The organism is Burkholderia sp. COPS, assembly GCF_019425585.1.
In the GTDB taxonomy this organism is placed as follows: domain Bacteria; phylum Pseudomonadota; class Gammaproteobacteria; order Burkholderiales; family Burkholderiaceae; genus Burkholderia; species Burkholderia cepacia.
This window is the reverse complement of record NZ_WIXR01000018.1, coordinates 148,227-174,826: the sequence shown is the minus strand read 5'-3', so window position 1 is coordinate 174,826 and position 26,600 is coordinate 148,227. Positions and strand designations below refer to the sequence as shown.

The following is a 26,600-nucleotide window of genomic DNA, read 5'->3' as shown; positions in this document are numbered from 1 at the left end:
TCCGTATTCGTAAGTGGCGTGAGGCCGGGCCGGGCGTCATGCCCGGCCGCGCGGATTCCCGGCTTAAATGTCCGCTTCGACGTCGTTGCCCTTTTCCTCGAGCCAGCCGCGCCGCGCGGCTGCCTCGCCCTTGCCCATCAGCATCGTCATGCGCGCGACGGTCGCCTCGTAGTCGAGTTCGCCGAGCTTCACCGGCATCAGGCGGCGCGTGTCGGGGTTCATCGTGGTATCCCACAGCTGCTCGGCACTCATTTCGCCGAGCCCCTTGAAGCGGCTGATGCTCCATTGCGTCTCGCGCACGCCGTCCTTGCGGAGCTTGTCGAGAATCGCTTCCAGTTCACCCTCGTCGAGCGCATAGAGCTTCTGCGCCGCCTTCTTGCCGCGCGCCGGCGCATCGACGCGGAACAGCGGCGGCCGCGCGACGCACACGTGGCCGCGCTCGATCAGTTGCGGGAAATGCTTGAAGAACAGCGTGAGCAGCAGCACCTGGATGTGCGAGCCGTCGACGTCCGCGTCCGACAGGATGCAGATCTTGCCGTAGCGCAGGTTCGACAGGTCGACGCTTTCATCAGGGCTGTGCGGATCGACGCCGATCGCCACCGAGATGTCGTGCACCTCGTTGTTCGCGAACAGGCGGTCGCGCTCGGTTTCCCAGGTATTCAGCACCTTGCCGCGCAGCGGCAGGATCGCCTGGTATTCCTTGTCGCGGCCCATCTTCGCGGAACCGCCCGCCGAGTCGCCCTCGACGAGGAACAGCTCGTTGCGCGTAATGTCCTCGGTCTCGCAGTCGGTCAGCTTGCCGGGCAGCACCGCGACGCCCGAGCTCTTGCGCTTCTCGACCTTCTGGCCCGCGCGCGTGCGCGCCTGGGCCTGCTTGATCACGAGTTCGGCGAGCTTCTTGCCGTGCTCGACGTGCTGGTTCAGCCACAGCTCCAGCGCCGGACGCGAGAACGACGACACGAGCTTCACCGCGTCGCGGCTGTTCAGGCGTTCCTTGATCTGCCCCTGGAACTGCGGATCGAGCACCTTCGCCGACAGCACGAACGACACGCGCGCGAAGACGTCTTCCGCGAGCAGCTTCACGCCCTTCGGCTGCAGGTTGTGCAGTTCGACGAAGCTTTTCACCGCCTGGTAGAGACCGTCGCGCAGGCCGGATTCATGCGTGCCGCCGGCCGGCGTCGGGATCAGGTTCACGTACGACTCGCGCACGAGCGAACCTTCCTCGCTCCAGGCGACGACCCACGACGCGCCCTCGCCTTCGGCGAAGGTATCGTCGCCCGAACGCGAATCGGCGAAACGCTCGCCTTCGAACAACGGGATCAGCAACTCGCTGCCGTTCATTTCGTCGAGCAGGTAGCCGCGCAGGCCGTCTTCATATTTCCACGTCTGGCGCTCGCCGCTCTTTTCGTTGACGAGCACGACCTCGACGCCCGGCAGCAGCACGGCCTTCGAGCGCAGCAGGCGCTGCAGCTCGCCGAGCGGCAGGTTCGGCGAATCGAAGTACTTCGGATTCGGCCACACCTGCACGCGCGTGCCGGATTTCTTTTCGCCGCGGCCCGCGCCCTGCGTCGTGAGCGGCTTCACCACATCGCCTTCGGCGAAGCCGAGTTCCGCGATCTTGCCGTCGCGCCAGACGGTGACGTCGAGGCGCGTCGCGAGCGCGTTCGTCACCGACACGCCGACGCCGTGCAGGCCGCCCGAGAACGTATAGGCGCCGCCTGCGGCCTTGTCGAACTTGCCGCCTGCGTGCAGGCGCGTGAATACGATCTCGACGACCGGCACCCCCTCTTCCGGGTGCATGCCGAACGGGATGCCGCGGCCGTCGTCCTCGACCGAGACCGACTGGTCGGCGTGCAGCGTGACCGTGATCTGCTTGCCGTAGCCGCCGAGCGCCTCGTCGGACGCGTTGTCGATGACTTCCTGGATGATGTGCAGCGGATTCTCGGTACGGGTGTACATGCCGGGGCGCTGCTTGACCGGCTCGAGACCCTTGAGCACCTTGATCGATGCTTCGCTATAGGCCGCGCTGGGTTTCTTCGTTGACATAGGCGCTGAATTTCGTCATTCATCGGGACGTTGTCCACACCTCGTGTGGATAACGTCGTGGACAAAACGTTGAGTTCCGTAAAAAAGCGAATCGAAACAACGGTGTGCTTGGACTGCTCCGAAAGCGGGCGCGCGGCGTTGGCTGCGCTGCCCGGGACGCGCGGTATTTTACTGGTTCCGCGTGGCACGCCAATCGCGCAATCGCGCGCGGCGGCCGCCGGCCGCGCGACGCGTCATGCGGATTACGCCGGCTTGCGCTTCGCCTCGAGCGTTTCCCACCGTTCGAGCGCCGCGAGCAATTCGTCGTCGATCGCCGCGAACCGCTCGGTCAGGCGCGTGCCTTCCTGCGGATCCTTCGCGAAGATCGAACCGTCTTCGAGCCGGGCATTGATCGTCCTCTGCTCCTCCTCGAGCGCGGCGATCTTCTCCGGCAGCGAATCGAGCTCGCGCTGCTCGTTGAACGACAGCTTCACCGTGCGCTGCGCATTGCGGCCCGCGGCGCTTTTTGCCGGCTCGTCCTTGACGGGCGCCGCTTCCTTCACCGCACGCTTCGCGGCTTCCTGCTGCGCGAGCTGATCCGCGCGCGCGCTCTGGATCTGCCAGTCGGTGAAGCCGCCGACATATTCACGCCACTTGCCGTCGCCCTCGGACGCGATCACCGACGTCACGACGTTGTCGAGGAACGCGCGATCGTGGCTGACGAGCAGCACCGTGCCGTCGTAGTCGGCCAGCAGCTCCTCGAGCAGTTCGAGCGTCGGGATGTCGAGGTCGTTGGTCGGTTCGTCAAGCACCAGCACGTTGGCCGGACGCGCGAACAGGCGCGCAAGCAGCAGCCGGTTGCGCTCACCGCCCGACAGCGACTTCACCGGCGAACGCGCGCGCTCCGGCGCGAACAGGAAATCGCCGAGATAGCTCATCACGTGCTTGCGCACGCCGCCGATCTCGACCCATTCGCTGCCGGGGCTGATGGTATCCGCGAGGCTCTTTTCCTGGTCGAGCTGCGCACGCATCTGGTCGAAATACGCGACCTGCAGGTTCGTGCCGGTGCGCACCGTGCCTTCGTCGGGCTTCAGTTCGCCGAGAATCAGCTTGAGCAGCGTCGTCTTGCCGGCGCCGTTCGGACCGATGAAGCCGATCTTGTCACCGCGCATCACCGTCGTCGAGAAACGATCGACGACCGTGCGGCCGCCGTAGCGCTTCGTCACGTCGGTCAGCTCCGCGACGATCTTGCCGGACTTCTCGCCCTGCGCGACGTCGAGCTTCACGTTGCCCTGCGAATTGCGGCGCTCCGCGCGCTCGTTGCGCATCTGCACGAGCCGCGCGATGCGGCCGACGCTGCGCGTGCGGCGCGCTTCGACCCCCTTGCGGATCCACACTTCCTCCTGCGCGAGCAGCTTGTCGAACTTCTCGTTTTCCACGCGCTCGACTTCGAGCTGCTGCGCCTTGCGCGTCTGGTACGCCGAGAAATTGCCCGGGTACGACAACAGCCGGCCGCGGTCGAGATCGACGATGCGCGTCGCGACGCGGTCGAGGAACGCGCGATCGTGCGTGATGAACAGCAGGCCCGCGCGCTGCGCAACGAGCAGCTCTTCCAGCCAGCGGATGCCGTCGAAGTCGAGGTGGTTGGTCGGTTCGTCGAGCAGCAGCACGTCGGGCTGCAGCACCAGCGCGCGCGCCAGCGCGACCCGCTTCTGCATCCCGCCCGACAGCGCGTCGACGCGCGCGTCGACGTCCGCCAGGCCGATCTGCGCGAGCGTCATCGACACGCGCGTGCGCCAGTTCCACGCGTCGTGCGCGTCGAGCGACGACTGCAGCGCGTTCATCCGTGCGAGCAACGCATCGTGTTCGGCGCCTTCGGGCGTATCCGCGAGGCGGTGCGCGATCGAATCGTATTCTTCGAGCACTTCGCGCGTATGCGCGAGCCCCGACGCGACCGCATCGAACACCGTCGCGCCCGGCTCGAACTCTGGCTCCTGCGGCACATAGACGGTCACGAGCTCCTGCTGGCGCGTGACCAGCCCGTCATCGGGCTTCGCGAGCCCGGCGACGATCTTCAGCAGCGACGACTTGCCCGCGCCGTTGCGGCCGATCAGGCCGACGCGCTCGCCGGCTTCCAGCGAGAAATCCGCGTGATCGAGCAACGCGACGTGACCGAACGCGAGCTGCGCGCCGGTAATGGAATAGAGCGACATGGGGAGACGGCGAAGAGAGAAATCGGAAGCGCCCATTGTACCGGTCGCGGGCGCCGGCACCGGTATGGCCGGACGGATAGGGTGCAAGACCGGTCGCGCGGGCCGGTTGCGGAAGGTCGAGTGCCGCGCGCGCGGCGGGCACCCGCGCCCCCAGGCGCGGGCTCACTTCGTCACGAGGACGGCCCGGCCGCCCTCGCGGACAGGCGTGCTTACTTGACGTTCACGGAGATCGTCGAGCTCATTTCGGGGCCGTACGAGCGGTGCGCGCCGTCGCCGAACTGCAGTGTCAGCGTGTGCTGGCCAGGCGGCAGCCTGAGCTCGGTTTCGGTCTGCGCCTTGCCGAAGTGCAGCGAACGCTCGCCTGCCGGAATCACGTCGCCCTTCGGAATCGGCCGGCCGTCGATCAGCAGGTGATGATGGCCGGTATCCGGCGTCATGTCGCCGGCGGGCCGAAGCACCATCCCTTCGAGCCCGAACTTCACGAGCACCGGATTCGACACCGTCGCGCCGTCACGCGGCGCTTCGAAAAACACGCGCGCCTCGGCCCGCGCGACCGTCGACACGGCCATCGCCGCCACGCATACCGCACTCGCGATCCACTTTTTGTTCAGCATCGCATTCTCCTGATGGTTGGACAGCCCGGGAAGCATACACCGCACGTACGGCACGTGTGTTCCGGTTGCGTTGTTCGCGATGCGTACGTTTAAAACGACGTTGCGGAGCCGTTCGGCGAAATTCCGGTACCATTGCGCCTTTCGTCCGCCGGCCAGGCCGCGAACGGCATCACCGGATTTCCATTTTCACCGAGCGCCACATGAGCGAAGTAACCGAATACCAGAGCTGGGTCTGCCTGATTTGCGGGTGGGTCTACAACGAAGCGGAAGGGCTGCCCGACGAAGGCATCGCACCCGGCACCCGTTTCGCCGACATTCCCGCCGACTGGCGCTGCCCGCTGTGCGACGTGGGCAAGGAAGATTTTGTTGTCGTCGATTTCTGATTCCACGATGTTCTGATCGCGGCTGATTGCGCGATCGCGCGCGTCGGCGTGCATTCCGCCCCGCCGACGCGCCGCGCGTTTGCTATACTCTGCGCGCTGTCCACACTGCCGTCCGGTTCGCGTTTTTTCGCGTGATCACTCGGACATGGCGCTCCCCGTAGTTCAATGGATAGAACAAGCGCCTCCTAAGCGCTAGATACAGGTTCGATTCCTGTCGGGGGGACCAGCCAAGCCTCAAACCTTCCCCAAGATTCACAAGAAACTCCCCGCTCAAGCCCGTCTGGCGGCCTTCTAACTCCCGTCGTTACCCAAGGTTGCTCAGTGACAGCCGGAGAAAGTGTTGGTATTTTTGTTGGTATCAGCAGATACCAACAACACAGATACCAACAATGCCTCTCACTGACGTGCAGGTACGGAACGCGAAGGCCAGCGCGGCCCCGTACAAACTCACGGACGGCAACGGAATGTTCTTGCTCGTCCAACCGAACGGCGCGAAGTACTGGCGCTTCTCATACCGCTTCCTTGGCAAGCAGAAGACGCTCGCCCTCGGCGTCTATCCGGCCGTCACGCTCGCGACGGCACGGAAGAAGCGCGACGAGGCACGCGAGCAGATCGCGGCCGGCGTAGATCCGGGCGAGGCGAAGAAGGACGCGAAACGGGCCGCAGAGATCGCGGCGGCAAACTCGTTCGAAGCGGTAGCTCGCGAGTGGTTCGACTCTCAGCGTCCGGGCTGGAGCGACGGCTACGCGGAGAAGGTGCTGAATTCGCTTGAGGTCGACGTGTTTCCGAAGATCGGCCCTCGCCCGATCGCGGAGATCGATTCGCCGCAGATGCTCAGCATCGTGCGTGAGATCGAAGCGCGCGGCGTGCGCGAGACGGCGAAGCGAATCCTGCAACGCTCACGTGCGGTCTTCCAGTACGGAATCATGACCGGGCGATGCTCTAGGAATCCGGCAGCCGATATCGACGCGCAGACGGTCTTGAAGAAGGGGCCGGGCGTGCAGCATATGGCCCGGGTCAAGGCGACGGAGATTCCGCAGCTCATGCGCGACATCGACGCTTACCAAGGCGACCTAGTCACGCGGCTCGCGCTCCGCCTGATGGCACTGACCTTCGTGCGGACAACGGAAATGATTCGTGCAGAGTGGTCGGAGTTTGACGAGGCCGCCGCAGAATGGCGCGTTCCGCCTGAACGCATGAAGATGCGCGACCCGCACATCGTGCCGCTATCGCGGCAGGCACTCGACGTACTCGCCCAGCTCCGCGCGCTCAACGGCCAGCATCGATTCGTGTTCTACAGCGTGCAAGGCAGGAGCCATATTTCGAACAACACCATGCTCTATGCGCTCTATCGCATGGGCTACAAGTCGCGAATGACCGGGCACGGCTTTCGTGGGCTGGCCGCTACGGCTCTACGTGAACTTGGCTTCGGCCGGGACGTTGTAGAACGCCAGATGGCGCACGCCGAACGAAATCAGGTAACGGCCGCCTACGTCCACGCCGAGTATTTGCCGGAGCGCAGACGAATGATGCAGGCGTGGGGCGATCATCTCGACCGCCTTAAGGCAGGAGCAGAGATCGTCTATTTCGCGTCTGCCCGATAGCGGGTCAACGTCTCCTCGCGACCTCCCACTTCGGTCAATGATGGGAGCGGGCAAGTTTGCGGTTGCCCGTAGATTGCCGCGAACGGCTGCCGCTTACCGTCCCTCAACTGTCGTTAGGTTCGCAGCGCTGCCAAGGCCACTTCTGACGCCCAAACAGCAATTGATACCTCAGGACGGGCTGGCGCGTAGAAACGGCCGGACTGCTAGATTGAAGACCGCCCTGCACGCTCCTTGGCTGCTCGGAAAAGCTCTAAAAACTCGGGGGTATGCTGACCGGTTATGAGAAAACCGAGTATGCCGGGCAGCACACTTCGCAAATGGCTGTAGTCGTCCCATGCGAGCGGCGCGAATGGCATGTCGCCCAAGCGACTTCGCGGGTGCATTGTCTGAATCCGTTGATCGTAGAACTCCTCGAAGTAACGCACATTTTCCCCGTAGCTCAAACCTAAGGGCTCGTCGAACGTTCGGTAAAGCCACGCACCCGCATCACGAGAACTTGGCGACGGTACTCCACATCGTTTCAAATGACGTAAAACAAGTTCAAAGGATGCGTCCAACGCGATGAACGTGTTGATCGTGGCTTCCTCGCGAAACTCGTATTCCAATGCAAGCATGTCTGCCTTGATAAGAGCGTAAATTCCGCGAAGAAGCACCAAGTTATGGAGTGAAATTCTATTCCAGAAGACGGCTTGAAGTTCTGTTTGTAGCCAATCGCGGGGGAAACACTGAAATTTTGTCTGCCCGATCGCGGCCCATGCATCTTGCAGACCTCGCCATTCCGCATGCCCTCGTGTTTGTAACAATAACTTCCTGATCTGAACGAGAGTGCCGGCCCTCGTCAGATTCACATCGCCGTTAACATATGCGTGACATCTGGGAAGTAGACGAAAGGTACATCGCTGCCCACCGTCAAACTCCTCGGTCATCATCAGCGATCCGAGCAGGCGGATTTCTTCTGGATTGAGCCACATAACCTCACTATGCGGCAAATGATTCGGCCACTCAGTACAACGGGCTACCATAAATGCCAGATTCTCGTCGGCCCAAAATGCGCTATGACGAGTACTTATCCTTATTTTCGGATAAATCCCAGAAGGCCGAAATAGTGTTATTCGCATCTGATGCCGACCATCGACCGCAACATTCCGCCGACTTTCGAGAACAACCTGATTTATTTCTCTGCACTTTCTTCTCACTTTCCCCTCTGATATTTTTTCTCGAGCAATATTTAATCGCCATTTCTACGGCATGAGACTTTTGGTACAGCATTCTCACTCATGAAATTGTCGAAATCCGATTGTGCCAGACTCGCAGACGAGCAGCGCCCCACGGCTACCCGACTTGCATGAATATGCCCCCTTCCGTACGTTTCCCACCAGTAAATTGGAAAGTGCCTAGCCGCAGGGCGATCAATTGATTTGGCCCCGTATGATTATGTGCCCCCTCCATTTCCGCCGTCAGTAGAGAAAAGACGCGGGTGTGAGCCCCCGCGACTTTGCCCTAGACGCAGGGTCCCCCGCTTTCCAGCGACCCCGACACTTGCGGTCGGCGCAACAATGCCCGATCGGGGCGCATCGCAAACACCCCCTTCGAAAACACGCCTCTGATGCCTGTCAAATGCCGGAGAGCCGCACCCCGTCTAGCTTCGCGGTCGACGCAGACGGTCGACACCTGTCCCCTCAGTGCAAAACGAGTTGGAGATTTGGAGATAAACGCCTGAATCGGCCGCAAAGCCTTGTGGGGTAAGGCCTCGCATGTCTCCAAACGATTTGGAGAACGCTGGAGATACTGGAGATAAACCGGGCTGGATTGTTACGTCTGCGGCAAGATTCTCGGCAACCACCGGCCCGGTTCCATCTGGAGCGGATCGCTCAAAGTAACTTTGACGCACGGGCGAAAAATGCCGCGCAAACGAATGCCCGCCACCGCCCTACCGGACGGCGGCGGCGTCTTTCACAGTTCGAGTGTGAAGATGGACGGCAACACGCGGTAGACCATGAACTTGCCGTGACCGGGGATGTATTCCTGCCGGTACGGGTAGCCGTCGCTACGTGGCATCAGCACGCCCCGCTTCATGAGTGCCTTGGCGACGATCTTGTGATCGAAGCCGGCGCACACGTCCTTCCGAAACACGGCCGCTTCGATCAGGTATTCCGTCTCGACGCTTTCCGCATCGTCGGCGCTCATCTTGCCGCCGAACTCGGCGTAATACTCGCGATCGGAGGCGATGGGCGTGCGCCGCTCGTCGCGCTTCACGTGCTGCTTGAAGCCCGCTCGATGCGGCACGTTCGGCCGATGGTCGTCCTGCGCCCGGTTCATCCACACGAAACGGTTGTCGCCATGTGCGGCGAGGAAATGCTGTACCTGCCGCACGGCTTCGGCCTCGTCCGAGTTGCCCGTGCCGCCGCGCAGTTCGAGCCAGCCTTCGAAGCAGCGACGGGCGGCCTCGACCGCTTCGCCCTGTGGCCACCCGGTCAGCCCGTGCGCCGTCGCCAGCTCGCCGGCCACCGCGACGAGGCAGAACCGCTTGGCGACGCGCGCGACCTGCGAATGCGAACCGTCCGGCACCCATTGCCCGACCAGCTCGTCGACGCGCATGCGCAGATGCTCGGCCAGCTCGCCGGCCTGCGACGACGCCCACTCGATGAACGCGGGGCCGGCCGTGCCGTAGTGCATGCCGGCGTGGCGCTCTAGATGCTCGATCAGCGCGGCCGGCGTCGGGAAGCCGTGCAGCTTCTCCACGACGCCCATTTCGCCCACCTCGGCCGGGATCGCGGGCAAGCGCACCTCGATACCGCCTTTCATCGGCTTGTTGCCCTCAGCCATCAGCGCAGACACGCTCTTTTCGCCGTTCGACAGGAACAGCAGCCGCCACGTGAGCACGGGCTTGGCCGAGCCACGCGATGCACGGGCCTTGCCCGACTCGTTCGCGAGCATGTAAATCACATCGCCAACCAAGCGCGGCTCGACCTGCCCGATTTCGTCGAGGATCAGCAGCGCGTCGCTATGCTGCGTGGCGACGGCTTCGAGCGCGTTGTCGGTCGCCTTCCAGCTCCGCACGTAGTCCGGTGAGCCGAACACGGACGCGGCGATGACACCGCCCGTCGACTTGCCTTTCGACGTCGTGCCGAGCAAGTGAAAGCCGCCCGACTGAAGCCCGGAGAAGTGCAGCAGCGGACCAGCGAAGGCGGTATCCCCGCGCATCACCTCGCGATATCAAAAATCCGAGCCAAGCCTCATTTCGCCTTAAGCGCGACTGCGTCACCCATAAGGGCACGCAGCTCGGCCTCTAATTCATCGATCGACTGCTTGATGTCCTGCGACACACTTTCGTGTACTTTGATCCAACTCTCGTAGGGGTTCTGATTGTTCGGGCTTTTCACTTGCAACTGATATAGGTTTGCGTTGCTCACAAGTTGCTGACGAAGCGCCGCAATATGGTCCGCCGTTGCTTTGCTAAGGAAAATGCGCTTTTCACGGTGACTCTGGTCAAAGCACTGAAAGGTGTCCCAGACCCGCGTTGAGCAGTCCTCATCCGTGTCTCCGCCATTGCGGGTGGTCGGGTCGACCAATTGCCTAACAGCCTCATAAAGTGCGAGAAGTGCGCTATGGACCGCTTCAATTGCATCGAATCTTCTTCGAATCAGTTCCCCGTGGACCGCCAATTGCCGGCTTCCCTCGCGACCAAGGGCTGCACGCAGCTCTTCGAGCTTGTGATCTGCCTCGAAACGCAACGTCGATCGGACGTGCTCGACCGCCAAGTCACTTTCGGTCTTCAGCCTTGCCTTATGTGACTCTAGACGCTGGTCAAAGAGATGGCTAACTGCGCGACTAGCTTGCGCCGCAATCCAGTTCCGAAGCGCCCATACGGCAAGAAAGACGACTACCGATACCCCACCGATCTTCATTAACAACAAGCTCAAGGAGATTCTCCTCACGTAATTTTGGCCGGCGCACGACAACCCGAGACGACTAGCAGCCCGACTGGCTGCACGCATCCAGCAGGCAAAGCACGGTGCAGCATACCGCTTGCATGTACTCCGGCGATATCCCCGGATAGCAATGCGTACGCGCTAACGTCCTCGCTACATGCAGCGACATGTCCGAAACTGTTCCCTTACGGACATAGATGCGCAGCCATGTCCGAAAATAAGGCCTTGATATTTACGGACGTATGGTGATATTCGTACATCCCTTTCGGACAACCCTAAGGCACTGAATGTCCCGCACCTTCGCATACGCCCGCGTCAGCACGGCTGACCAAACACCAGCAAATCAACTTCGTGAAATAGAAGCAGCTGGCTTTGCAATCGACAAACGTCGAGTCGTTACGGAAAGCGTTTCCGGTAGCGTTAGCGCAGACCAGCGACCGGGGTTTGCCGAATTGCTCCTGAAGATGGAAGAAGACGACGTGTTGATCGTCACGAAGCTCGACCGCCTCGGCCGAAACGCAATGGACGTCCGTGCGACTGTTGAGATGTTGGCGGATCGCGGCATTCGGATTCATTGCCTTGCACTCGGAGGCGTCGACCTGACAAGTGCAGCCGGCCGAATGACGATGCAGGTCCTAAACGCCGTGGCCGAATTTGAACGTGACTTGTTGATCGAACGAACACAAGCCGGTATCGCACGTGCTAGAGCCGAAGGAAAATCCATGGGTCGGCCTTCAGCGCTGTCCAAGACGCAGCAGGACGAGGTTCGCCAACAGTTGAGCGAGGGCGTAAGCGTGGCAAGCCTTGCAAAGCTATACAGTACAAGCCGTCAAACAATCATGCGGGTACGCGATGCAAAGTGACTTTTCGCACTAACCACTTACATCTAGTCATTCGATACCGACTAGCTGCCGCCCATTGCACGAAGAAAGCCGCGCGCAAGGCATGCCGGGCGTGCCAATACTTTAGGTTCTTCGCGGATTCCCGTGGATGTCGCTGCCCCCCCGCCGCGGAAACTGAACACTCCGAGAATATAAAATTCAAGTACTGCGACTGAAAATCTCGTATAGACAAGACTACGTCGCAGCTCATTTTCGACTGTCAGTTAGGCTAAATTGTGCCCCCACTTCCTGAAAGCTCATTACTCTGAACGCAACTTGCAGTGTACTCAAATATATAGGTTCCAGCCGGCAAGGGCGCCCCATATACCTCAGACTTCAAATGGACATTGAAATCATGCGTCGTCCCCGTCCCAGCACCAATCCGATAGCGGGGCAATTCGCTTGGCGAATCTATCAATCCGACTCGTAAATTCGGCACAGAAATCAATTGTGGATCAAAGTGCCCACTTGCAGTGAATCTAAAGAGAGGCTTCAGAAGCTCGATCACCAACCTCCCGCTATTTACCGTCTGGCTATTTTGCGACAAGCTTTGCGATGTAACTCTCACTGCATTCGCGGCGGTTCGCAGGCTATCTACCGCTCGAATTTCCTCGACTGCACTCTCATCGGCCTTACCGCCCGTCAACTCTGCAGCGAACTGCAAAAAACGGTCAGTTTGGTAAATAAGGATTCTTTGCTCTGCATTTTCATGCGCGTCTCTTAGCAAGTCCTGCCTAGGTCCGACGGTTCTACCCGACGGACGCTCCCACCAATCTTCCTTCCTTTCAGAAGTGACCAAAATCATCGGAGTCGCGGAAGCTTTAGCGTGCGTGAGTATCTGACGCCACATGAAATAGTCGCCATATGGCCGGTCACCATCCTTTTCATCATCAAGGTAGCCAGGCGCAATCTGATTCTTCTTTCTCCGCTCGCCCTCAGCCCTTGCCACTTTGAGCTCATCCTCAGAGAATGGTTTGCCGACGGCACCTTCAAAAAGAGCGATCAGATCTTCTAGAATGGGATCCTTGTCAAGGTAATTTGGAAATGCCTCACGAGCGACTTCAATATCTTTTCCAGCCTGATCAATCGCGGTCGACAGGGCGGATTCCAATTTTTCGATCAACTCGGCGGAGATTATTCTATTATTCTTGAGTTGCTCGATGTTTGCAGCGTGACTTTTTCGAATCTTTTCAAGCTCATCGGACGCCTGCCTGAATCCATTCGATGAACCAACAATAACTTTAGCCCTATTTCGGAAAAATTCTTCGGCAGTTTGGTTTGACAACCACAGTCGCCCCTTGAAAGACCGAAGGCTGCGAAGAATGCTGTTACGGGTATTTTCGTGGTAACGATAAAGATCGAGCAAGACGTTGGCATCCAACGTTAATAAACCTTTGCCCCATATACCCTTAATCTCCGCCTCGTCTGGATGAAAATACCAGATAAACTCGTTTTTCATTTTTCCCCCGAACGTCTTAAAAATTATTATTCAACAACACCAGAGCGCCAGATCATTCAGTGCGAGCCAACACTCGTTTGAATCGCACCAGATGTCTTGCACGGCAGAAAATTTCCCCTCGGATTCAAAAATTACCATGCCATAGCCCCGTATACCGCACCATCGTCTGCTTTACGGGGTTTTCCCCGAGCAATTGCTGTTGGCCGACCGCCGAGAATCTGCCCCGAGTACACCTGAAATCCGCAAAGAGCCACACTTTAGCCACCATCATCGAGCGCAGCCGGGGTTACTGGAATACCTGACTCCCCCCTGCTCAGGCCAAGGCTCAAGTTCGTGGGGAGATTCTCGATAGCGATGAGTTCAAAGTTGTCGGTGATGATCCTATCGTCGCTCAGAATCGCGTACGAGGGATACCACTTGCTGGCTTCCTTATCGAATTCATATACGAGTTGTCGAGCTGCCGTGCCGCGAGCTTTGAGTTTCCCAATCAAGTGCGCAGCTTGAGCGGCCGCGTCAGACAACGCAGCATGCGCGGCGTAATGTTGGCTTACGTCCTTACCCCGGAGCAGAAACGATACGTCACAATCGTCTTGGTGCGACTGGATCGAGAGTATCGGATTACGACGTTCCGCAAGCCTATCTAGCAACTTTTGAAGCCACGTCCGAAACGCCGCGTATGTTCCCTTGCCAGCCTCAGAAGCAATGGCGGTTATGAAAGGGTTCCAGACAAGCACCACGTATGGAACACCGACCCGAATCAGTTCGTGGACGGAATCCGCAGCATTGTGCGAAAGCTGCAAACGTGTGACGCGGAGTGGCGCATCGCTTGTTGCGCGCGTCAACCACTCTTCATCTACCTCCCTCGGGTCCGTGGCAAAGTCGATCCACGCGCTATCCGGCAATATCGGTAGCCGCACTGGAGGGGGTGCGGCCTCGTCGGTATCAAGGCCCAGCCCGCGAAAATTCAAGACATCGCCGCCCGCGTAGTACCCCAACACGGCAACGACAAACTTGCGTCCTTCCTCTGTCTCGAATTTTGCACTTTCGATAATCCGGCCTTTTGGCCGACCGGGATCGTGGTTATGAAGCAGGGCGTGCGGAGTGCTGTTGATTCGACTGACAAGGATAAACGGATCGACAGGCACCACAAGCTCGCCGTCGTCGCCGCGCACGTCGGACCAGATCACCGCTGGCGAAACCTTTCCGAATATCCCATTCGAGTAGCGCAGAATCGCGGCGTCCAGCCATTCACGGGCCGCAGATGTGTCCCAAAGGTCGGTCATGGCGTTCCCCGTATCGTTTGGTTCTCGACGCTCGGTCTGTGCCTTGCATCGCGTCCATTCCATTCTATAGCGCCCCATCGTATTCAAGATAGCAGCAAGCGATCACCATAAATCAACAATACGCCGGGTAAGCAGCGGCGTGGGGCAATTCTTTGCGCGGAGCGCTCCAGACGGAGGTGTAATTGGCAGAAAGACTGAATGGATGGCGCAGCCCGCCGTGCTACCTATCTCCAACATCATCTCCAAGAAACTGTGTGTTCTGGAGATAGACTTGGAGATAGCCGCAGCCTTGCCAGACAAGGCCGCCAAGCCGAAACAAGTACTTGTCTCCAAATCTCCAAAAAAATTTGCTTCCGGCGGCGTCACAACGGTTACCGACAGCATCTGCCTCGGTCGATAGCGTCTACGCTTCGATGCCTGTTGGTATTTTTGTTGGTATCCATGGGATATCTGCGCCTGAAAATCGCTTCCAGCCTAGAGATATGAATTCTGTCGGGGACCAGTCAGGCCTCAAGCCATTCCCAAGATTCGCACGTATTACCTGCCTGGGCCCATCCAGTGGCCTTCTAGCTCGCAGCGTTAGTCAAAGTTGCTCAGTGACAGCTGGAGACTCTGTCGATCTCTTTGTTGATATCAGAAAATTGAGACAGCAGACGCTGGTGACACGCGCACCAATCTGAAGTCGCCTCGCCAGGGCCGCCATCGGCAACGTCGCCACATGAGGCCCTCACGAACAAGTCGTGCATGAAATTAAGCCGTGTGACAGCTAAGGCAGATATGTATTATGAGATAACTGGTGCCATGACCCTTTAATGCACAGATTGTCCATATATGCCGAACCTGACGCTTTGGAACGACTATAGTCGCGAAGACGTACACGCCATTTTTTCCCCCGATACGAAATTCACACCTCAAGCGGGAACCTGGGGGCTTCAGGGCATGGTTCGGGTCCCTGCTCGACGTGGAGACTGGGTGTTCTTCGTTACGTTTGGGCAGGAGCAAGGAGATCACGTTTTTGATGAGTCGATCACGGAAAGCGGTGTTCTAAGCTGGCAATCCCAACCCAATCAGCGAGTTGCTGACGATGTGATCCGCGAGCTCATTCGTCACGACGAGCGAGTCAACAATATTCACTTGTTTCTGCGCACGAAACGCCGCGCGCCCTACTGCTACCTGGGAACGATCAGCTACGTTACACATGATGCTCTGCGAGAAAAGCCCGTGCATTTCCAATGGCAATTGCACGAATGGCCAGCACCTAAGGAAGTGCTAGATCGGATCGGCTTGGTCCCAACGGCCGATCATTCGATGCCCGCTGAGCCGGCATCTCCGCATCCAGCAGGCATCACGTTTGTCAATCCAGCGTTACCGAAACGTTCCCGAGAAGGGGTAGCGTCCGAAGACTTTCGTCGTAGAAAGTCGCCCGACTATTCTGCACAAGACGCTCGAAATCGCGCGTTGGGCTTGGAAGGCGAACTGCTTGTGATCGAGCATGAGAAAGCAGCGCTTATTGCTGCTGGCCGCAACGATCTAGCAAATCGAGTAACCCACGTCTCTGTGGTGGAAGGCGACGGTGCAGGCTATGACGTTAGATCTTTCCGCCCCGACGGACGCGATCGATATATTGAAGTGAAGACGACCCAAGGCGACGCTCATACCGCCTTTTATATTTCTCCCAATGAGATCGCGTTCAGCGTCAAGAACCCTGAAGCCTATGCCTTGTATCGACTGTATCAATTTGATCGCAATTCGCAGTCGGCACAAGCATTCGTCCTTGAAGGCGATCTGACTGCGCAGCTCAGCTTGAGTCCGATGGCATACAAGGCCGAGCTTCAAGGAGGGCCGAAGGTCACCGAGGGCCCAACTGTTCCATAACAGTCGCGGCGCGCAGCACAAGTTACGAATCGGTTGACTCCCCGCCCTCACCCAAGTACACTTCGCGCCGCGGGGTGGAGCAGTCTGGCAGCTCGTCGGGCTCATAACCCGAAGGTCGTAGGTTCAAATCCTACCCCCGCAACCAATACCGAAGCCCGCTTTGCGAAAGCAAGCGGGCTTTTTGTTTTCCGCATGCACTGCTGCGTGTGCACCGCCTGGCAGGCATCGCAGACAAATCGCGGAACACGCAGCCGCCGGCACCGCCTGCGACACACGATCGCATCCGGCCCGATCGCCACGGCTCCGCACCAGACATTGCGTAGAATTCCGAACCTTCTTCAGCATCCGGACTTCCGCAATGATTCGAACGATCGCGGCACTCGCCGCGCTTTCCGCGATTACCGGCACGGCGAACGCCGCCGACACCGTCACCGCGCCCGCGAAGCAGCGCTATGTCAGCCCCGGCATCGCCAACATCGCGAACGCAGCGGCACCGCGCCCGGATAACCCCTCCCCCGACTCACGGTGCCGTGAACTATCCGCCGGCATCGACGCCGTGACGCACACCCCCGACCGCGGCCAGAAGGTCGTGCGCGGGATGGGCCCGGACGGCAAGCCGCGCAACGAACTGCGCGCTTACGACAAGCGCGCCGATCTCGAAGCCGAGCATCAACGGCTCGGCTGCCGATAACGAACGCCACGCCGCCCGGTCCACTCACACCGGGCGTCCGCCATCACGCGATCACGCGTTCGCGCCGCCGTCGATCGTCAACCCCGTCCCGTTGATCGACCGCCCTTCCGGCCCGACGACGAATGCGACGAGCGCCGCGACGTCGTCGGCCTTGCCGTACTGCGGGATCGCCATCCGCGAACGCTGCGCGCCGGCGTGTTCGCCGTCGGCCGGATTCATGTCGGTATCCGTCGACCCCGGATGCACGATATTGACCGTGATGCCGCGCGGACCCAGATCGCGCGCGAGCCCCTGAGTCCAGCCGATCAGCGCGGCCTTGCTCGCCGCATAGAGGCTCATCCCCGCATCGGGCACGCGCGTGGCGAGGCAACTGCCGGTCGACACGATGCGCCCGCCCTCGCCGAGATGCCGCGCCGCCGCCTGCGACGCGACGATCGCCGCGCGCACGTTCACGTTCAGCGTCGCGTCGATATCGTCGAGCGTGAGATCGTCCAGCCCGCCGGCCCGGAAAATCCCCGCGTTGTTGACGAGGATGTCGAGACCGCCGAACGCCTCCGCGGCACGATCCACTGCGTCGCGCACGGCCACCGGATCGGCGCTGTCGGCCTGGATCGCGACGGCGCGCCGGCCCAGCGCCTCGATGCCGGCAACGACGGCCTGCGCCCGATCGGCCGATTTCTCATAGGTAATCGCGATGTCCGCGCCGTCGGCCGCCAGCCGTTTCGCGATCGCCGCACCGATGCCGCGGCTGCCGCCCGTGATGAGTGCACGCTTGCCCTGAAGTCGATTCATGTCGGTTCCTTTCCTCATTTATGTAACGACCAGCACAGAATGTGGCAAGTTGCGCGACACAGTCAATTGATTTATTTTATCGATCGATACAGATATCGACGAAGGAACGGACGCAATGGCTGAACGGGGCCGACCGAGGAGCTTCGACAAGGAAGCGGCGCTGGAACGCGCGATGGAGGTGTTCTGGCGCCTCGGCTACGAGGGCGCGTCGATGACCGACCTGACGGCCGCGATGGGCATCGCATCGCCGAGCCTGTATGCGGCGTTCGGCAGCAAGGAAGCATTGTTCCGGCAGGCGCTCGAGCACTACCGCGCAACGGAGGGAAAAGAAATCTGGGGGGGCGTCGAGGAGGCCGGCAGCGCACACGACGCCGTGCGGAACTACCTGATGGATACCGCACGCGTGTTCACGCGGCGATCGAAGCCGGCTGGCTGCCTGGTCGTGCTGTCGGCGCTGCATCCGGCCGAGCGCTCGGATACGGTTCGGCAAACGCTGATCGCGATGCGCGAGGGTACGGTCGAGAGCCTGCGCGAGCGCCTCAGGCAAGGTGTCGCGACCGGCGAGATCTCGGCGCACGCGAACCTCGACGCGATCGCGCGGTACTACGTAACCGTCCAGCAGGGGATGTCGATCCAGGCGCGCGATGGTGCGAGCCGTCGCGATCTCGAGGCCGTCGCGATGGCTGCGCTGGCCGCGTGGCCAGCGCTCGTCGGTATGGGCGGCGCGTAGCGGCAGGACGCCGCCGCACACGGCCGCCCCGCGCGTTACTGCCTTTCAGCGTGCTGCACGTCCTTCGACGCATGCCACACGCGATAACGCACCTCGAAACCGTCCGGCACATAGACGACGAGCGGCAGGCGGCTGTTGTAGCGCAGCAGCTGGCCATCGCCGCGCACCTGCACGAACCGCTGCTGCGGCGCCTGGCCCGGGCACGCCATCAGCGTCGACGCCGGGCCCTTCACGTCGGTGAGCTGGTAGTACGTATAACCCCAGCCCTTCACGTCCTCGGCGGTCAGCTCGCCGCCGAACCACTGCTGGTTGCAGTCGGTCTGCAACGTCTTGCCGATCATCAGCTCGACGCGCGCATCGCCTTCGTTCTCGAGCGCGGGCAGCGCGATCACGACGCGCTGCTGGCCGGCCGCTGCCTGCGGAAACATCTTGATCGACTCGGCCGGCACGGCGGGCGCCGATGCAGGCGCGGCCACGCAGGCGGCGGCTGTCGTCACGCACAAGGCGGCCAGCGCGGCCCGGATCGCGAATTTCATCGAGGTACTCCTGAAAAACAAATGAGCTCCGGATGCTAACACTTTCGTCGCATCACCTTACGGCGCAGTAATTTGACGACACAATTGCAAACAGCTGGCAATCCCCTTGCGCGGTACTTATAGGGGAACCAACGGAGAACATCATGCTGAAGCTCATTGCTGCCGCCGGCGTTGCGACCTTGCTGGCCGGCTGCGTCGTCGCCCCGGACGCCGGATACGGCTACGGCCAGCCCTACTATTCCGATCCGGGCTACGCATACGCGCCGTCCCCCGTGTACGGCACAGTCAACATCTGGGGCGGTGGCGGCGGACGCGACTGGGATCGCGGCCGGCGCGACTACCATCGCTGGGACGGCGATCGCGGCAACCGCGGTAACGGCTGGGGGCACGGCGGCGGACGCCGCGGCGACTGGAACGATGGCGGCGGAGGCGGCGGCCATCGCCACTGACGCACAATTGCAACCGTTTGTATCCGCGCACGGCCCGCCGATGGGTGGTCGTGCCGGTCTTGTGTTACTCAGACGAACGGACTCCCGCGCAAAAAACAAAGGCCCTCGCACGAAGCGAGGGCCTTTTGTCGTCCGGTGCGGCGAAGCGAACGGCGGCGGCGCAGGCCGCCCGGCACCGGCCGTTCACGCGTCACGCATCCGCCCGCTTACCACCCGGCCGGCTGCGCGTAGCCGCCCCGCACCGGCGCGCCGCACACGTACGCACGCTGGTAGCGGTCGTAGCAATAGTTCGGGCCGTCGTCCTGGTACTGTGCCTGCTGGTAGGTCGGATAAGCAGGCTGCTGGTACGCGGGGGCCTGGTAGTACGTCGGCGGCTGATAGGCCGGTGCCTGGTACACGGGCGCCTGATACGCGACGGGCGGATTCATCGCGGACGTCACGATCGCGCCCAGCACCGCGCCGCCGATCAATGCGCCGATGACGGCGCCGCCGTCGCGGCCATGCGCGGACGCCGGACCCGCCACGGCAAGCGAACCGGCGAGGACACACACTGCGGCAATTTTTTTCATGATGGGCTCCCACGCGAAGTGGTACTGGATGCGATGCATTGTGGCGGCAGGCGGCCGTAATAGATGCAGCAAGTGGTAACGCGCGATTACCGCTGTCACGCACACCGAAATGCGGCGCCGCCATGCTAGGATTTTCGGCATACAGGAGACGCCTTCATGCAGCCCGAAACCGCCCGCCGTTTCGATACAGAATTCGCCCCGCGCATCGCACAGGCGATCGCCGCCTTCTTCGCCGATCACGTGCTGACCGACGTCGTCCCGTATGGCGGCCACGGGCACCCGACGCGCGTGCAGATCCGCAGCGCGCCGCACGAGCATGTCAGCGGCTTCGAGCATCCGCTGAATCTCGAACTGACCTGGGACACCGACGAAATCGAGCGGCTGATGGAACCGGACGGCCCGCGGCGCTTCGAGCACTACCTGGCTGCCCTCCCGAAAAAACTGGGCGCATGGGAAGGTGCGCGCGACATCGATCTCCTGTCGCGCACGCAAGCCGACCCGCTCGTGCGGCTCGGCGGCCTCGACTTCGAAGGCTGAGTGCCGGCGTCGCGCCATGCGGCCCGGTGATACACTCGGCCGGCCACGCCTCGGCGCAGTTGCGCCGGCCGGGCCGCTCATCGCCGCCTCCACCCTCCCGCATGGTTGCGCACGCAACCGGCAGCCGGGCGCGCGGACAACCACGCATCTGCTCCCGCCATGAACGCCGATACCGGCCTGCCGCTTCCGCAACGCTACTGGGCGATCGTCTGCGTCGCACTGGGCATCACGCTCGCCGTGCTCGACGGCGCCATCGCAAACGTCGCGCTGCCGACGATCGCACGCGACCTGCACGCGTCCGACGCCGCATCGATCTGGATCGTCAACGCATACCAGCTCGCGGTCACGATCACGCTGCTGCCGCTCGCCTCGCTCGGCGAGCGCATCGGTTATCGCCGCATCTACGTCGCGGGGCTCGCGCTGTTCACCGCGGCGTCGCTCGGCTGCGCGCTCGCCGGCTCGCTGCCGATGCTGGCCGTGATGCGCGTGATCCAGGGTTTCGGCGCGGCCGGCATCATGAGCGTCAACGCGGCGCTCGTGCGGATGATCTACCCGTCGCCGATGCTCGGGCGCGGGCTGTCGATCAACGCGATGGTCGTGGCGCTGTCGTCGGCGATCGGGCCGACGGTCGCGTCCGCGATCCTGTCGTTCGCATCGTGGCCGTGGCTCTTTGCGGTCAACGTGCCGATCGGCATCGCCGCGGTGATCGGCAGCCTGCGCGCGCTGCCGTCCAACCCGCTGCACGATGCGCCGTACGATTTCCCGAGCGCGCTGATGAACGCGTGCGTGTTCGGTCTGCTGATCACGGCGGTCGACGGGCTCGGCCACGGCGAAGGCCATGCGTACGTCGCGGCCGAACTGGCCGTCGCGTTCGTCGTCGGCTACTTCTTCGTGAAGCGCCAGCTGTCGCAGCCGGCGCCGCTGCTGCCCGTCGACCTGATGCGCATCCCGATGTTCGCGCTGTCGATCTATACGTCGATGGCGTCGTTCACGTCGCAGATGCTCGCGTTCGTCGCGCTGCCGTTCTGGCTGCAGCACTCGCTCGGCTTCTCGCAGGTCGAGACGGGCCTCTACATGACGCCTTGGCCGCTCGTGATCGTGTTCGCCGCGCCGCTCGCGGGCGTGCTGTCGGATCGTTATTCGGCGGGCATCCTCGGCGGAATCGGGCTCGCCCTGTTCGCGGCCGGGCTGCTGTCGCTCGCGACGATCGGCGCGCACCCGGGCACCGTCGACATCGTGTGGCGGATGGCGCTGTGCGGTGCAGGCTTCGGGTTGTTCCAGTCGCCGAACAACCGCGCGATGCTGTCGTCGGCGCCGCGCGAGCGCAGCGGTGGCGCGGGCGGCATGCTGAGCACCGCGCGGCTGACCGGTCAGACGCTCGGCGCCGCGCTCGTCGCATTGATTTTCGGGCTCGTCCCCGATCGCGGGCCGACGATCGCGCTCTATGTCGCCGCGGCATTCGCGGCGGTGGCCGCGCTCGTCAGCATGCTGCGCATCGCGTCGCCGCGACCGGACGCGGCAACCTGATACCGTCGCGCGCCGCCCCGCGCGTCATTCAGCGTCGAGCGCGTCCATCACGAAACGCACGCGCGCCTGCACGCTCTCGCGCGGCAGTTCGATCAGCCGATAGCCATACGACGTATAGCACTCGACCATCGCGTCGTAGGTGCGCACGGCTTCCGCGAAATCCTGCCGGCGCTCGGTGTCCTGCGCATAGATGTCCGGCCACGGCGGCGCGATGAACACGCGCGGGTGATAGCGGAAATGGTTGGCCGCGGCCTCCGCATGCGCGGGCACGGCCAGCCCCGTCAGCCGCAGATAGCCAATCACGTCCGGCACGCCGCGATCGAAGAACACGGGCCCGCGCGCATGCCGCGCGAGATCGTACGAGCGCATCTCCCAGCTCAGCATCAGCTCGGCAAACGCGGCCGGGTCGCGCCACGGCAACGCGTGACCGTCGATCGCCATCTGGTCGCGGATCACGCCCCGCCCGGCTTCCTGCGAGCGCGCGCAACCGGCGCGCTCGAGCGCATCGAGCAGCGTGCTCTTGCCCGAACCCGGGCCACCGGTCACGACGAAAAAGCGGCGGGTGGCGTCGTCGCTCGTGTCGTCGGCGGTGCCGGGCCCCTGCGTGACCTCACGCATGCACGACCCGCCGGCCCGCGCGCCGCGTGACCGACGCGGCGGCCGCGACACTGCGCAAGTCGGCGACGAACGTATCGCGCCAGACCGACAGGTCGTTTCCGCGCAGCCGCGCGAGGTTCTCCTCGTGGCGCGCCTGCCGCTCCGCGAGCGGCATCGACAGCGCGCGCTCGAGCGCCTCGGCCATCTGCGACAGGTCGTACGGATTGACGAGGAGCGCGCCAGTCAGCTCGGCCGCCGCACCCGCGAACTCCGACAGCACGAGCACGCCCGGATCGGCCGGATCCTGCGATGCCACGTACTCCTTCGCGACGAGGTTCATCCCGTCGCGCAACGGCGTCACGTAGCCGACCTGCGACATCCGGAAGAACGCCATCAGCAGGTTGCGCTCGTACTTGCGGTTCAGGTACTGGATCGGCGTCCAGTCGAGCTGCGAGAAGCGGCCGTTGATACGGCCGGCCTCGCCTTCGAGCGTTTCGCGAATGTGCTGATAGGTCTGCACGTCGGAACGCGTCGGCGGCGCGATCTGCAGCAGCGACACGCGCCCCTGCCAGCCGGGCGCATTCGCGAGCATCCGCTCGAACGACTGGAAGCGCTCGACGAGTCCCTTCGAGTAATCGAGGCGGTCGACGCTCATCACCAGCCTGCGGCCGTCGAGCGCCTCGCGCAGCATCTTCACCGGCTTGCGCGCGCCGTACTGGACGGCCGCCTGCGCGATCGCGTCGGGATAAACGCCGATCGGATAGGCGGCGACCTTCACGACACGCCCGTGCGCATGCAGCATCCCGTCGTCGCTCGCCGCGCCGATTCCGCGCCGCTCGATGTAGTCGGTGAACGCCTGCTTGTCGGCCTCGGTCTGGAAGCCCGCGACGTCGTATGCGCACATGAACTTCACGAGTTCCTCGTGCGGCGGCACGAGACGCAGCATGTCGGGCGACGGAAACGGAATGTGCAGGAAGAAGCCGATCGGGTTCTTCACGCCGAGCTCGCGCAGGTAATGCGCGAACGGCAGCAGGTGATAGTCGTGCACCCAGATCAGGTCGTCGGGGCGCAGCAGCGCGGCAAGCTGCTTCGCCAGCATCGCGTTCACGCGCAGATAGCCCGCGTACTCCTGGCGGTCGAAGCGCGCGAGATCGCCGCGGTAATGGAACACCGGCCACAGCGTCGCGTTCGAGAAGCCGCGGTAGTACTGGTCGTAGTCGCGCCGGGTCAGCCCGACCGTCGCATAGGTCACGTTGCCGTCTCGCTGGATCGCGGGCTCGGCATCCGGCGCACCGACGATCTCGCCGTTCCAGCCGAACCAGACGCCGCCCGTTTCCTTCAGCGCGTCCATCACGCCGACTGCCAGGCCACCGGCGCTCGGGCGCGTGTCCTCGCCGGCGGCGACACGGTTCGATACCACGATCAATCTGCTCATGCGGCTTTCCCTCCTCGATTCGATGGGCTGGCGCGCGGCGCGCGCCAAGGCTGGCACGGCGGCCCGAAGGCGGCCGTGCGGCGATTCAGACGTGAGAAATGCAGGTGTGAAAGGCTGCGGCGGAATACGACGGCAACGACATCAGGCGTCCTGCTCCTGACCGAGATCCCGCTGATAGTCGAGCCCTTCCGGGCGGGCACCGCCCTGGTTGTGATCGCCGTCGGACGGCGTCTCGCCGGGCGCACCGGCAGGCGGTGCCGATGGCGCGTCGGTCTGCGGATGCGGGCGATCCGCCCCTGCGTCGGGCGGCCGGGGCGAAAACCGTTTCGAACGTCGCATGGCCGGGTGTCTCATGTGCGGCGCGGCCCGAGGCCGTCGTAGAAACATTCCATAACTGAAAAGTCTAGGTCGCTTCCTTGCACGCCAAAGTAACAATTACCTTCAATTTGTAACGTTTCGACCCCTCCCGATCCACCTGTCCGACAATAGCGCCGCGCGTACGCGCGCGGGATGCCGTCCGGCGATTTGTCAAAGCTTTGCATTTTTCCTATGACAATTGCGAAACAATGACGCGGCATGAGGGCGCGCACGCGTTGCCGCTCACCCAGACAGGACTTGCACTCAGGGATGAACATTCGTTTCGAATCGCCGCGCCGGGCCATCCCGGCGCGCGTCGTGCTGGCCGCGATCGCCACGGCCGCACTGCTGTCCGGCTGCAACTCGCTGTACAGCGAGGGCGCGACAGCCGGCGCCGGTATCGCGGGTGCCGCGATCGCCTCCAAGGTCACCAACAACGCCGCCGTCGCGACGGGCATCGGCCTCGGCGCCGTCGCCGGTGCGCGTGCGGGCGTCCAGTACTCGCAGCGCGTCGCACACCGTTACACACAGGAACAGATCGCGAAGGCGGCCGGCCCGCTCGACGTGGGCGGCGTCGCGCCGTGGTCGACGCACCACTCGTTCCCGATCGAGGACGACGAACAGGGCCGCGTGACGGTCAGCCGGATGATCAGCATCGGCCCGCTCGACTGCAAGGAAATCGTGTTCGCGGTCGACACGCCCGCGAAAGCCGACAAGGCAGCGCAATCGGCGTTCTACGTCGCCACGATCTGCCGCGACGGCCCCGTGTGGAAATGGGCGTCGGCGGAACCGGCAACCGAACGCTGGGGCTCGCTGCAATGAGCGTCGCGATCCGTATCGCGGCCATCGGCGCGCTGTGCGCGGCGGCGGCCACGCTGTCGGGCTGCGGGTCGGTCGGCGCGGCGAGCGGCGCGCTTGCCGGTGCGGCGACGGGCCTCGTCACCGCGAACCCGGCGGTCGGCGTCGGCGTCGGGATCGCCGTGCAGGCCGCGACCGACGAAGCCGTCAACCGCACGATGAAGCAGCTCCATCAGAATCAGCAGGACGCAATCGCGAAGACGGCCGGCAGTCTCGCCGTCGGCGAAGTGAAGCCGTGGAAGGTGAAGAACACGCTGCCGCTCGAAAACGGCGAAGGCGAAGTGCGGGTCACGCGCGCGTACTCGTCAGCGCTCGCGCTGTGCAAGGAATTCGCGTTCTCGGTGAAGGACGGCGACAAGGCCGACTGGTTTTTCGCGAATGCGTGCCAGCAAGGCACGCACTGGAAGTGGGCGTCGGCGGAGCCGGCCGTCGATCGGTGGGGGAATTTGCAGTAGCGGTGCGGTGTGCGGCGCGTCGGTCAATCAATGCGCGTCGCTCATCGGACACACTGGTGGTCCGGGCGATCAGATCGATGCGCCTGTACGTCGATTGAACGCAGCCCGCATGATATCCGGGGCGATCATTTCCATTCGACTCAGTTCGGCAAGCACCGCCGCAAGCATGCCATCGACATCAGGATCCACCGCCCTCATGTGCTTCAACACTGCGGGCCGAAAGGCTTCGTCTTCGTTGATACCCGACTCCCCCGTCTGGCGTCGCGCACGATACAGCACGCCCACCCAATAACGAGTGCGCTCGATTGCGCTCCATCCCGCATACGTATTCGGGAACTTTGCTCGTTCGATTGCCTGCCGAACGACCGGCTCGGGCTCGTCCAGAAACGGCACAAAGAACATCTGTTCGCCGACGGCAAGCTTCGACGACGTCACCGGATCGTGTGCGGTATAGGTTTCATAGCGAACGTCGGTATCGGCCTCGAGCCTATTGCCTACGTGCACGCGGATCCCGTCTTGCAGCACCATCTGACGCTCCGGCGGAAATTGCGCTTCGCGCTCGCCGCGCGACAGTAGACGCCCTAGCCTCGGGGAAAACTCGATTTCATGCTGACGACCGATTCGCGCGTCGACATACCAAACGATGACGGTTTGCGACTCCGCATTCTCGAACGCCGTCAGAAAATCAGTCTCTGAGATCAATGCTGCCAACGATGAAGGCAGCACGGAATACGGCAAGCTGTCCCGCTTCAACATCATTACTCCCTCAATTCGCCCGGATTCTTCCGGGCCGGGTAC

At 62.4% G+C, this 26,600-nt stretch carries 26 protein-coding genes, 2 tRNA genes and 1 pseudogene; 14 read left to right on the top strand and 15 right to left on the bottom strand.

What is annotated here, in order from left to right; genetic code table 11:
- Positions 1-63 precede the first annotated feature (63 nt).
- From parE to FOZ70_RS18300, 3 genes are all read right to left on the bottom strand, one after another.
- Positions 64-2,046 (bottom strand): DNA topoisomerase IV subunit B, encoded by a 1,983-nt coding sequence (gene parE / locus FOZ70_RS18310; protein ID WP_021158532.1) that lies wholly within the window; start codon positions 2,044-2,046, stop codon positions 64-66.
- Positions 2,047-2,288: 242 nt separating this feature from the next.
- Positions 2,289-4,274, bottom strand: a complete 1,986-nt coding sequence (locus FOZ70_RS18305) for an ATP-binding cassette domain-containing protein (protein WP_174393158.1) — start codon at positions 4,272-4,274, stop codon at positions 2,289-2,291.
- Between the two features lie 173 nt (positions 4,275-4,447).
- Positions 4,448-4,852: a DUF4399 domain-containing protein gene (locus tag FOZ70_RS18300; protein WP_021158530.1), complete on the bottom strand. Its 405-nt coding sequence runs from the start codon at positions 4,850-4,852 to the stop codon at positions 4,448-4,450.
- A 200-nt stretch (positions 4,853-5,052) separates the two neighbouring features.
- Between FOZ70_RS18300 and FOZ70_RS18295 the strand changes: the two genes are divergently transcribed.
- From FOZ70_RS18295 to FOZ70_RS18285, 3 genes are all read left to right on the top strand, one after another.
- Positions 5,053-5,235 (top strand): rubredoxin, encoded by a 183-nt coding sequence (locus FOZ70_RS18295; RefSeq protein ID WP_006398668.1) that lies wholly within the window; start codon positions 5,053-5,055, stop codon positions 5,233-5,235.
- A 151-nt stretch (positions 5,236-5,386) separates the two neighbouring features.
- Positions 5,387-5,461, top strand: a tRNA-Arg gene (locus FOZ70_RS18290).
- A 163-nt stretch (positions 5,462-5,624) separates the two neighbouring features.
- Complete coding sequence (locus tag FOZ70_RS18285) at positions 5,625-6,839, top strand: integrase arm-type DNA-binding domain-containing protein (RefSeq protein WP_219706397.1); 1,215 nt, start codon at positions 5,625-5,627, stop codon at positions 6,837-6,839.
- A 203-nt stretch (positions 6,840-7,042) separates the two neighbouring features.
- Here FOZ70_RS18285 and FOZ70_RS18280 read toward each other — a convergent pair whose 3' ends face one another.
- The 3 genes and pseudogenes from FOZ70_RS18280 to FOZ70_RS18270 form a co-directional block, all read right to left on the bottom strand.
- A complete protein-coding gene (locus tag FOZ70_RS18280; RefSeq protein WP_219706396.1) occupies positions 7,043-7,810 on the bottom strand; it encodes a hypothetical protein in 768 nt (255 codons plus the stop codon).
- 982 nt (positions 7,811-8,792) lie between these two features.
- Positions 8,793-10,031, bottom strand: a pseudogene (locus tag FOZ70_RS18275) (DUF927 domain-containing protein); the annotation flags it as partial.
- A 44-nt stretch (positions 10,032-10,075) separates the two neighbouring features.
- A complete protein-coding gene (locus FOZ70_RS18270) occupies positions 10,076-10,762 on the bottom strand; it encodes a hypothetical protein (RefSeq protein ID WP_219706395.1) in 687 nt (228 codons plus the stop codon).
- A gap of 296 nt (positions 10,763-11,058) precedes the next feature.
- Between FOZ70_RS18270 and FOZ70_RS18265 the strand changes: the two genes are divergently transcribed.
- A complete protein-coding gene (locus FOZ70_RS18265) occupies positions 11,059-11,634 on the top strand; it encodes a recombinase family protein (protein WP_219706394.1) in 576 nt (191 codons plus the stop codon).
- Positions 11,635-11,881: 247 nt separating this feature from the next.
- Here the strand turns inward: FOZ70_RS18265 and FOZ70_RS18260 are convergent, their stop codons facing one another.
- Positions 11,882-13,111: a PIN domain-containing protein gene (locus FOZ70_RS18260; RefSeq protein WP_155638915.1), complete on the bottom strand. Its 1,230-nt coding sequence runs from the start codon at positions 13,109-13,111 to the stop codon at positions 11,882-11,884.
- Between the two features lie 257 nt (positions 13,112-13,368).
- Entirely contained in the window at positions 13,369-14,394 is a 1,026-nt protein-coding gene (locus FOZ70_RS18255) for a hypothetical protein (protein WP_219706393.1), read from the bottom strand.
- 202 nt (positions 14,395-14,596) lie between these two features.
- On the opposite strand from FOZ70_RS18255, the gene FOZ70_RS18250 reads away from it, so the two are divergent.
- The 4 genes from FOZ70_RS18250 to FOZ70_RS18235 all read left to right on the top strand — a co-directional run bounded on the left by FOZ70_RS18250 (position 14,597) and on the right by FOZ70_RS18235 (position 16,960).
- Positions 14,597-14,794 (top strand): hypothetical protein, encoded by a 198-nt coding sequence (locus FOZ70_RS18250; protein ID WP_219706392.1) that lies wholly within the window; start codon positions 14,597-14,599, stop codon positions 14,792-14,794.
- A gap of 431 nt (positions 14,795-15,225) precedes the next feature.
- Entirely contained in the window at positions 15,226-16,269 is a 1,044-nt protein-coding gene (locus FOZ70_RS18245; protein WP_081058860.1) for a DUF3427 domain-containing protein, read from the top strand.
- Between the two features lie 68 nt (positions 16,270-16,337).
- Positions 16,338-16,414: transfer RNA gene (locus FOZ70_RS18240), tRNA-Met, on the top strand.
- A gap of 213 nt (positions 16,415-16,627) precedes the next feature.
- Positions 16,628-16,960, top strand: coding sequence for a hypothetical protein (locus FOZ70_RS18235; RefSeq protein WP_021158527.1), 333 nt, complete (start codon positions 16,628-16,630; stop codon positions 16,958-16,960).
- 51 nt (positions 16,961-17,011) lie between these two features.
- On the opposite strand, the gene FOZ70_RS18230 is transcribed toward FOZ70_RS18235, so the two are convergent.
- The gene (locus FOZ70_RS18230; protein WP_219706391.1) at positions 17,012-17,752 is read right to left on the bottom strand and encodes an SDR family NAD(P)-dependent oxidoreductase; all 741 of its coding nucleotides are present in this window, start codon (positions 17,750-17,752) and stop codon (positions 17,012-17,014) included.
- 115 nt (positions 17,753-17,867) lie between these two features.
- Here FOZ70_RS18230 and FOZ70_RS18225 point away from each other — a divergent pair, with 115 nt between their 5' ends.
- Positions 17,868-18,482, top strand: coding sequence for a TetR/AcrR family transcriptional regulator (locus tag FOZ70_RS18225; protein WP_021158525.1), 615 nt, complete (start codon positions 17,868-17,870; stop codon positions 18,480-18,482).
- A gap of 35 nt (positions 18,483-18,517) precedes the next feature.
- Here the strand turns inward: FOZ70_RS18225 and eco are convergent, their stop codons facing one another.
- Positions 18,518-19,018, bottom strand: coding sequence for a serine protease inhibitor ecotin (eco, locus tag FOZ70_RS18220; RefSeq protein WP_021158524.1), 501 nt, complete (start codon positions 19,016-19,018; stop codon positions 18,518-18,520).
- Between the two features lie 143 nt (positions 19,019-19,161).
- On the opposite strand from eco, the gene FOZ70_RS18215 reads away from it, so the two are divergent.
- Positions 19,162-19,467, top strand: a complete 306-nt coding sequence (locus FOZ70_RS18215) for a hypothetical protein (RefSeq protein ID WP_021158523.1) — start codon at positions 19,162-19,164, stop codon at positions 19,465-19,467.
- Between the two features lie 206 nt (positions 19,468-19,673).
- Here FOZ70_RS18215 and FOZ70_RS18210 read toward each other — a convergent pair whose 3' ends face one another.
- Positions 19,674-20,075: a hypothetical protein gene (locus FOZ70_RS18210; RefSeq protein WP_021158522.1), complete on the bottom strand. Its 402-nt coding sequence runs from the start codon at positions 20,073-20,075 to the stop codon at positions 19,674-19,676.
- 117 nt (positions 20,076-20,192) lie between these two features.
- Between FOZ70_RS18210 and FOZ70_RS18205 the strand changes: the two genes are divergently transcribed.
- Entirely contained in the window at positions 20,193-20,573 is a 381-nt protein-coding gene (locus FOZ70_RS18205; RefSeq protein WP_059816053.1) for a DUF5594 family protein, read from the top strand.
- Between the two features lie 159 nt (positions 20,574-20,732).
- On the top strand, positions 20,733-22,100 hold the full coding sequence (locus tag FOZ70_RS18200) for an MFS transporter (protein WP_219706390.1): 1,368 nt from the start codon (positions 20,733-20,735) through the stop codon (positions 22,098-22,100).
- 24 nt (positions 22,101-22,124) lie between these two features.
- Here FOZ70_RS18200 and FOZ70_RS18195 read toward each other — a convergent pair whose 3' ends face one another.
- The 3 genes from FOZ70_RS18195 to FOZ70_RS18185 form a co-directional block, all read right to left on the bottom strand.
- Entirely contained in the window at positions 22,125-22,718 is a 594-nt protein-coding gene (locus FOZ70_RS18195; RefSeq protein ID WP_219706389.1) for an AAA family ATPase, read from the bottom strand.
- Positions 22,711-24,132 (bottom strand): alpha,alpha-trehalose-phosphate synthase (UDP-forming), encoded by a 1,422-nt coding sequence (otsA, locus tag FOZ70_RS18190; RefSeq protein WP_219706388.1) that lies wholly within the window; start codon positions 24,130-24,132, stop codon positions 22,711-22,713. Before otsA ends, FOZ70_RS18195 begins: the two co-directional genes overlap by 8 nt.
- A 141-nt stretch (positions 24,133-24,273) precedes the next feature.
- Positions 24,274-24,471 (bottom strand): hypothetical protein, encoded by a 198-nt coding sequence (locus FOZ70_RS18185; protein WP_021158517.1) that lies wholly within the window; start codon positions 24,469-24,471, stop codon positions 24,274-24,276.
- 288 nt (positions 24,472-24,759) lie between these two features.
- Between FOZ70_RS18185 and FOZ70_RS18180 the strand changes: the two genes are divergently transcribed.
- The gene (locus FOZ70_RS18180) at positions 24,760-25,311 is read left to right on the top strand and encodes a hypothetical protein (RefSeq protein ID WP_027786774.1); all 552 of its coding nucleotides are present in this window, start codon (positions 24,760-24,762) and stop codon (positions 25,309-25,311) included.
- Positions 25,308-25,802: a hypothetical protein gene (locus FOZ70_RS18175; protein ID WP_021158515.1), complete on the top strand. Its 495-nt coding sequence runs from the start codon at positions 25,308-25,310 to the stop codon at positions 25,800-25,802. The genes FOZ70_RS18180 and FOZ70_RS18175 overlap by 4 nt, the downstream gene beginning before the upstream one ends.
- Before the next feature lie 69 nt (positions 25,803-25,871).
- On the opposite strand, the gene FOZ70_RS18170 is transcribed toward FOZ70_RS18175, so the two are convergent.
- Positions 25,872-26,558 (bottom strand): hypothetical protein, encoded by a 687-nt coding sequence (locus FOZ70_RS18170; RefSeq protein WP_027786772.1) that lies wholly within the window; start codon positions 26,556-26,558, stop codon positions 25,872-25,874.
- Positions 26,559-26,600 lie beyond the last annotated feature (42 nt).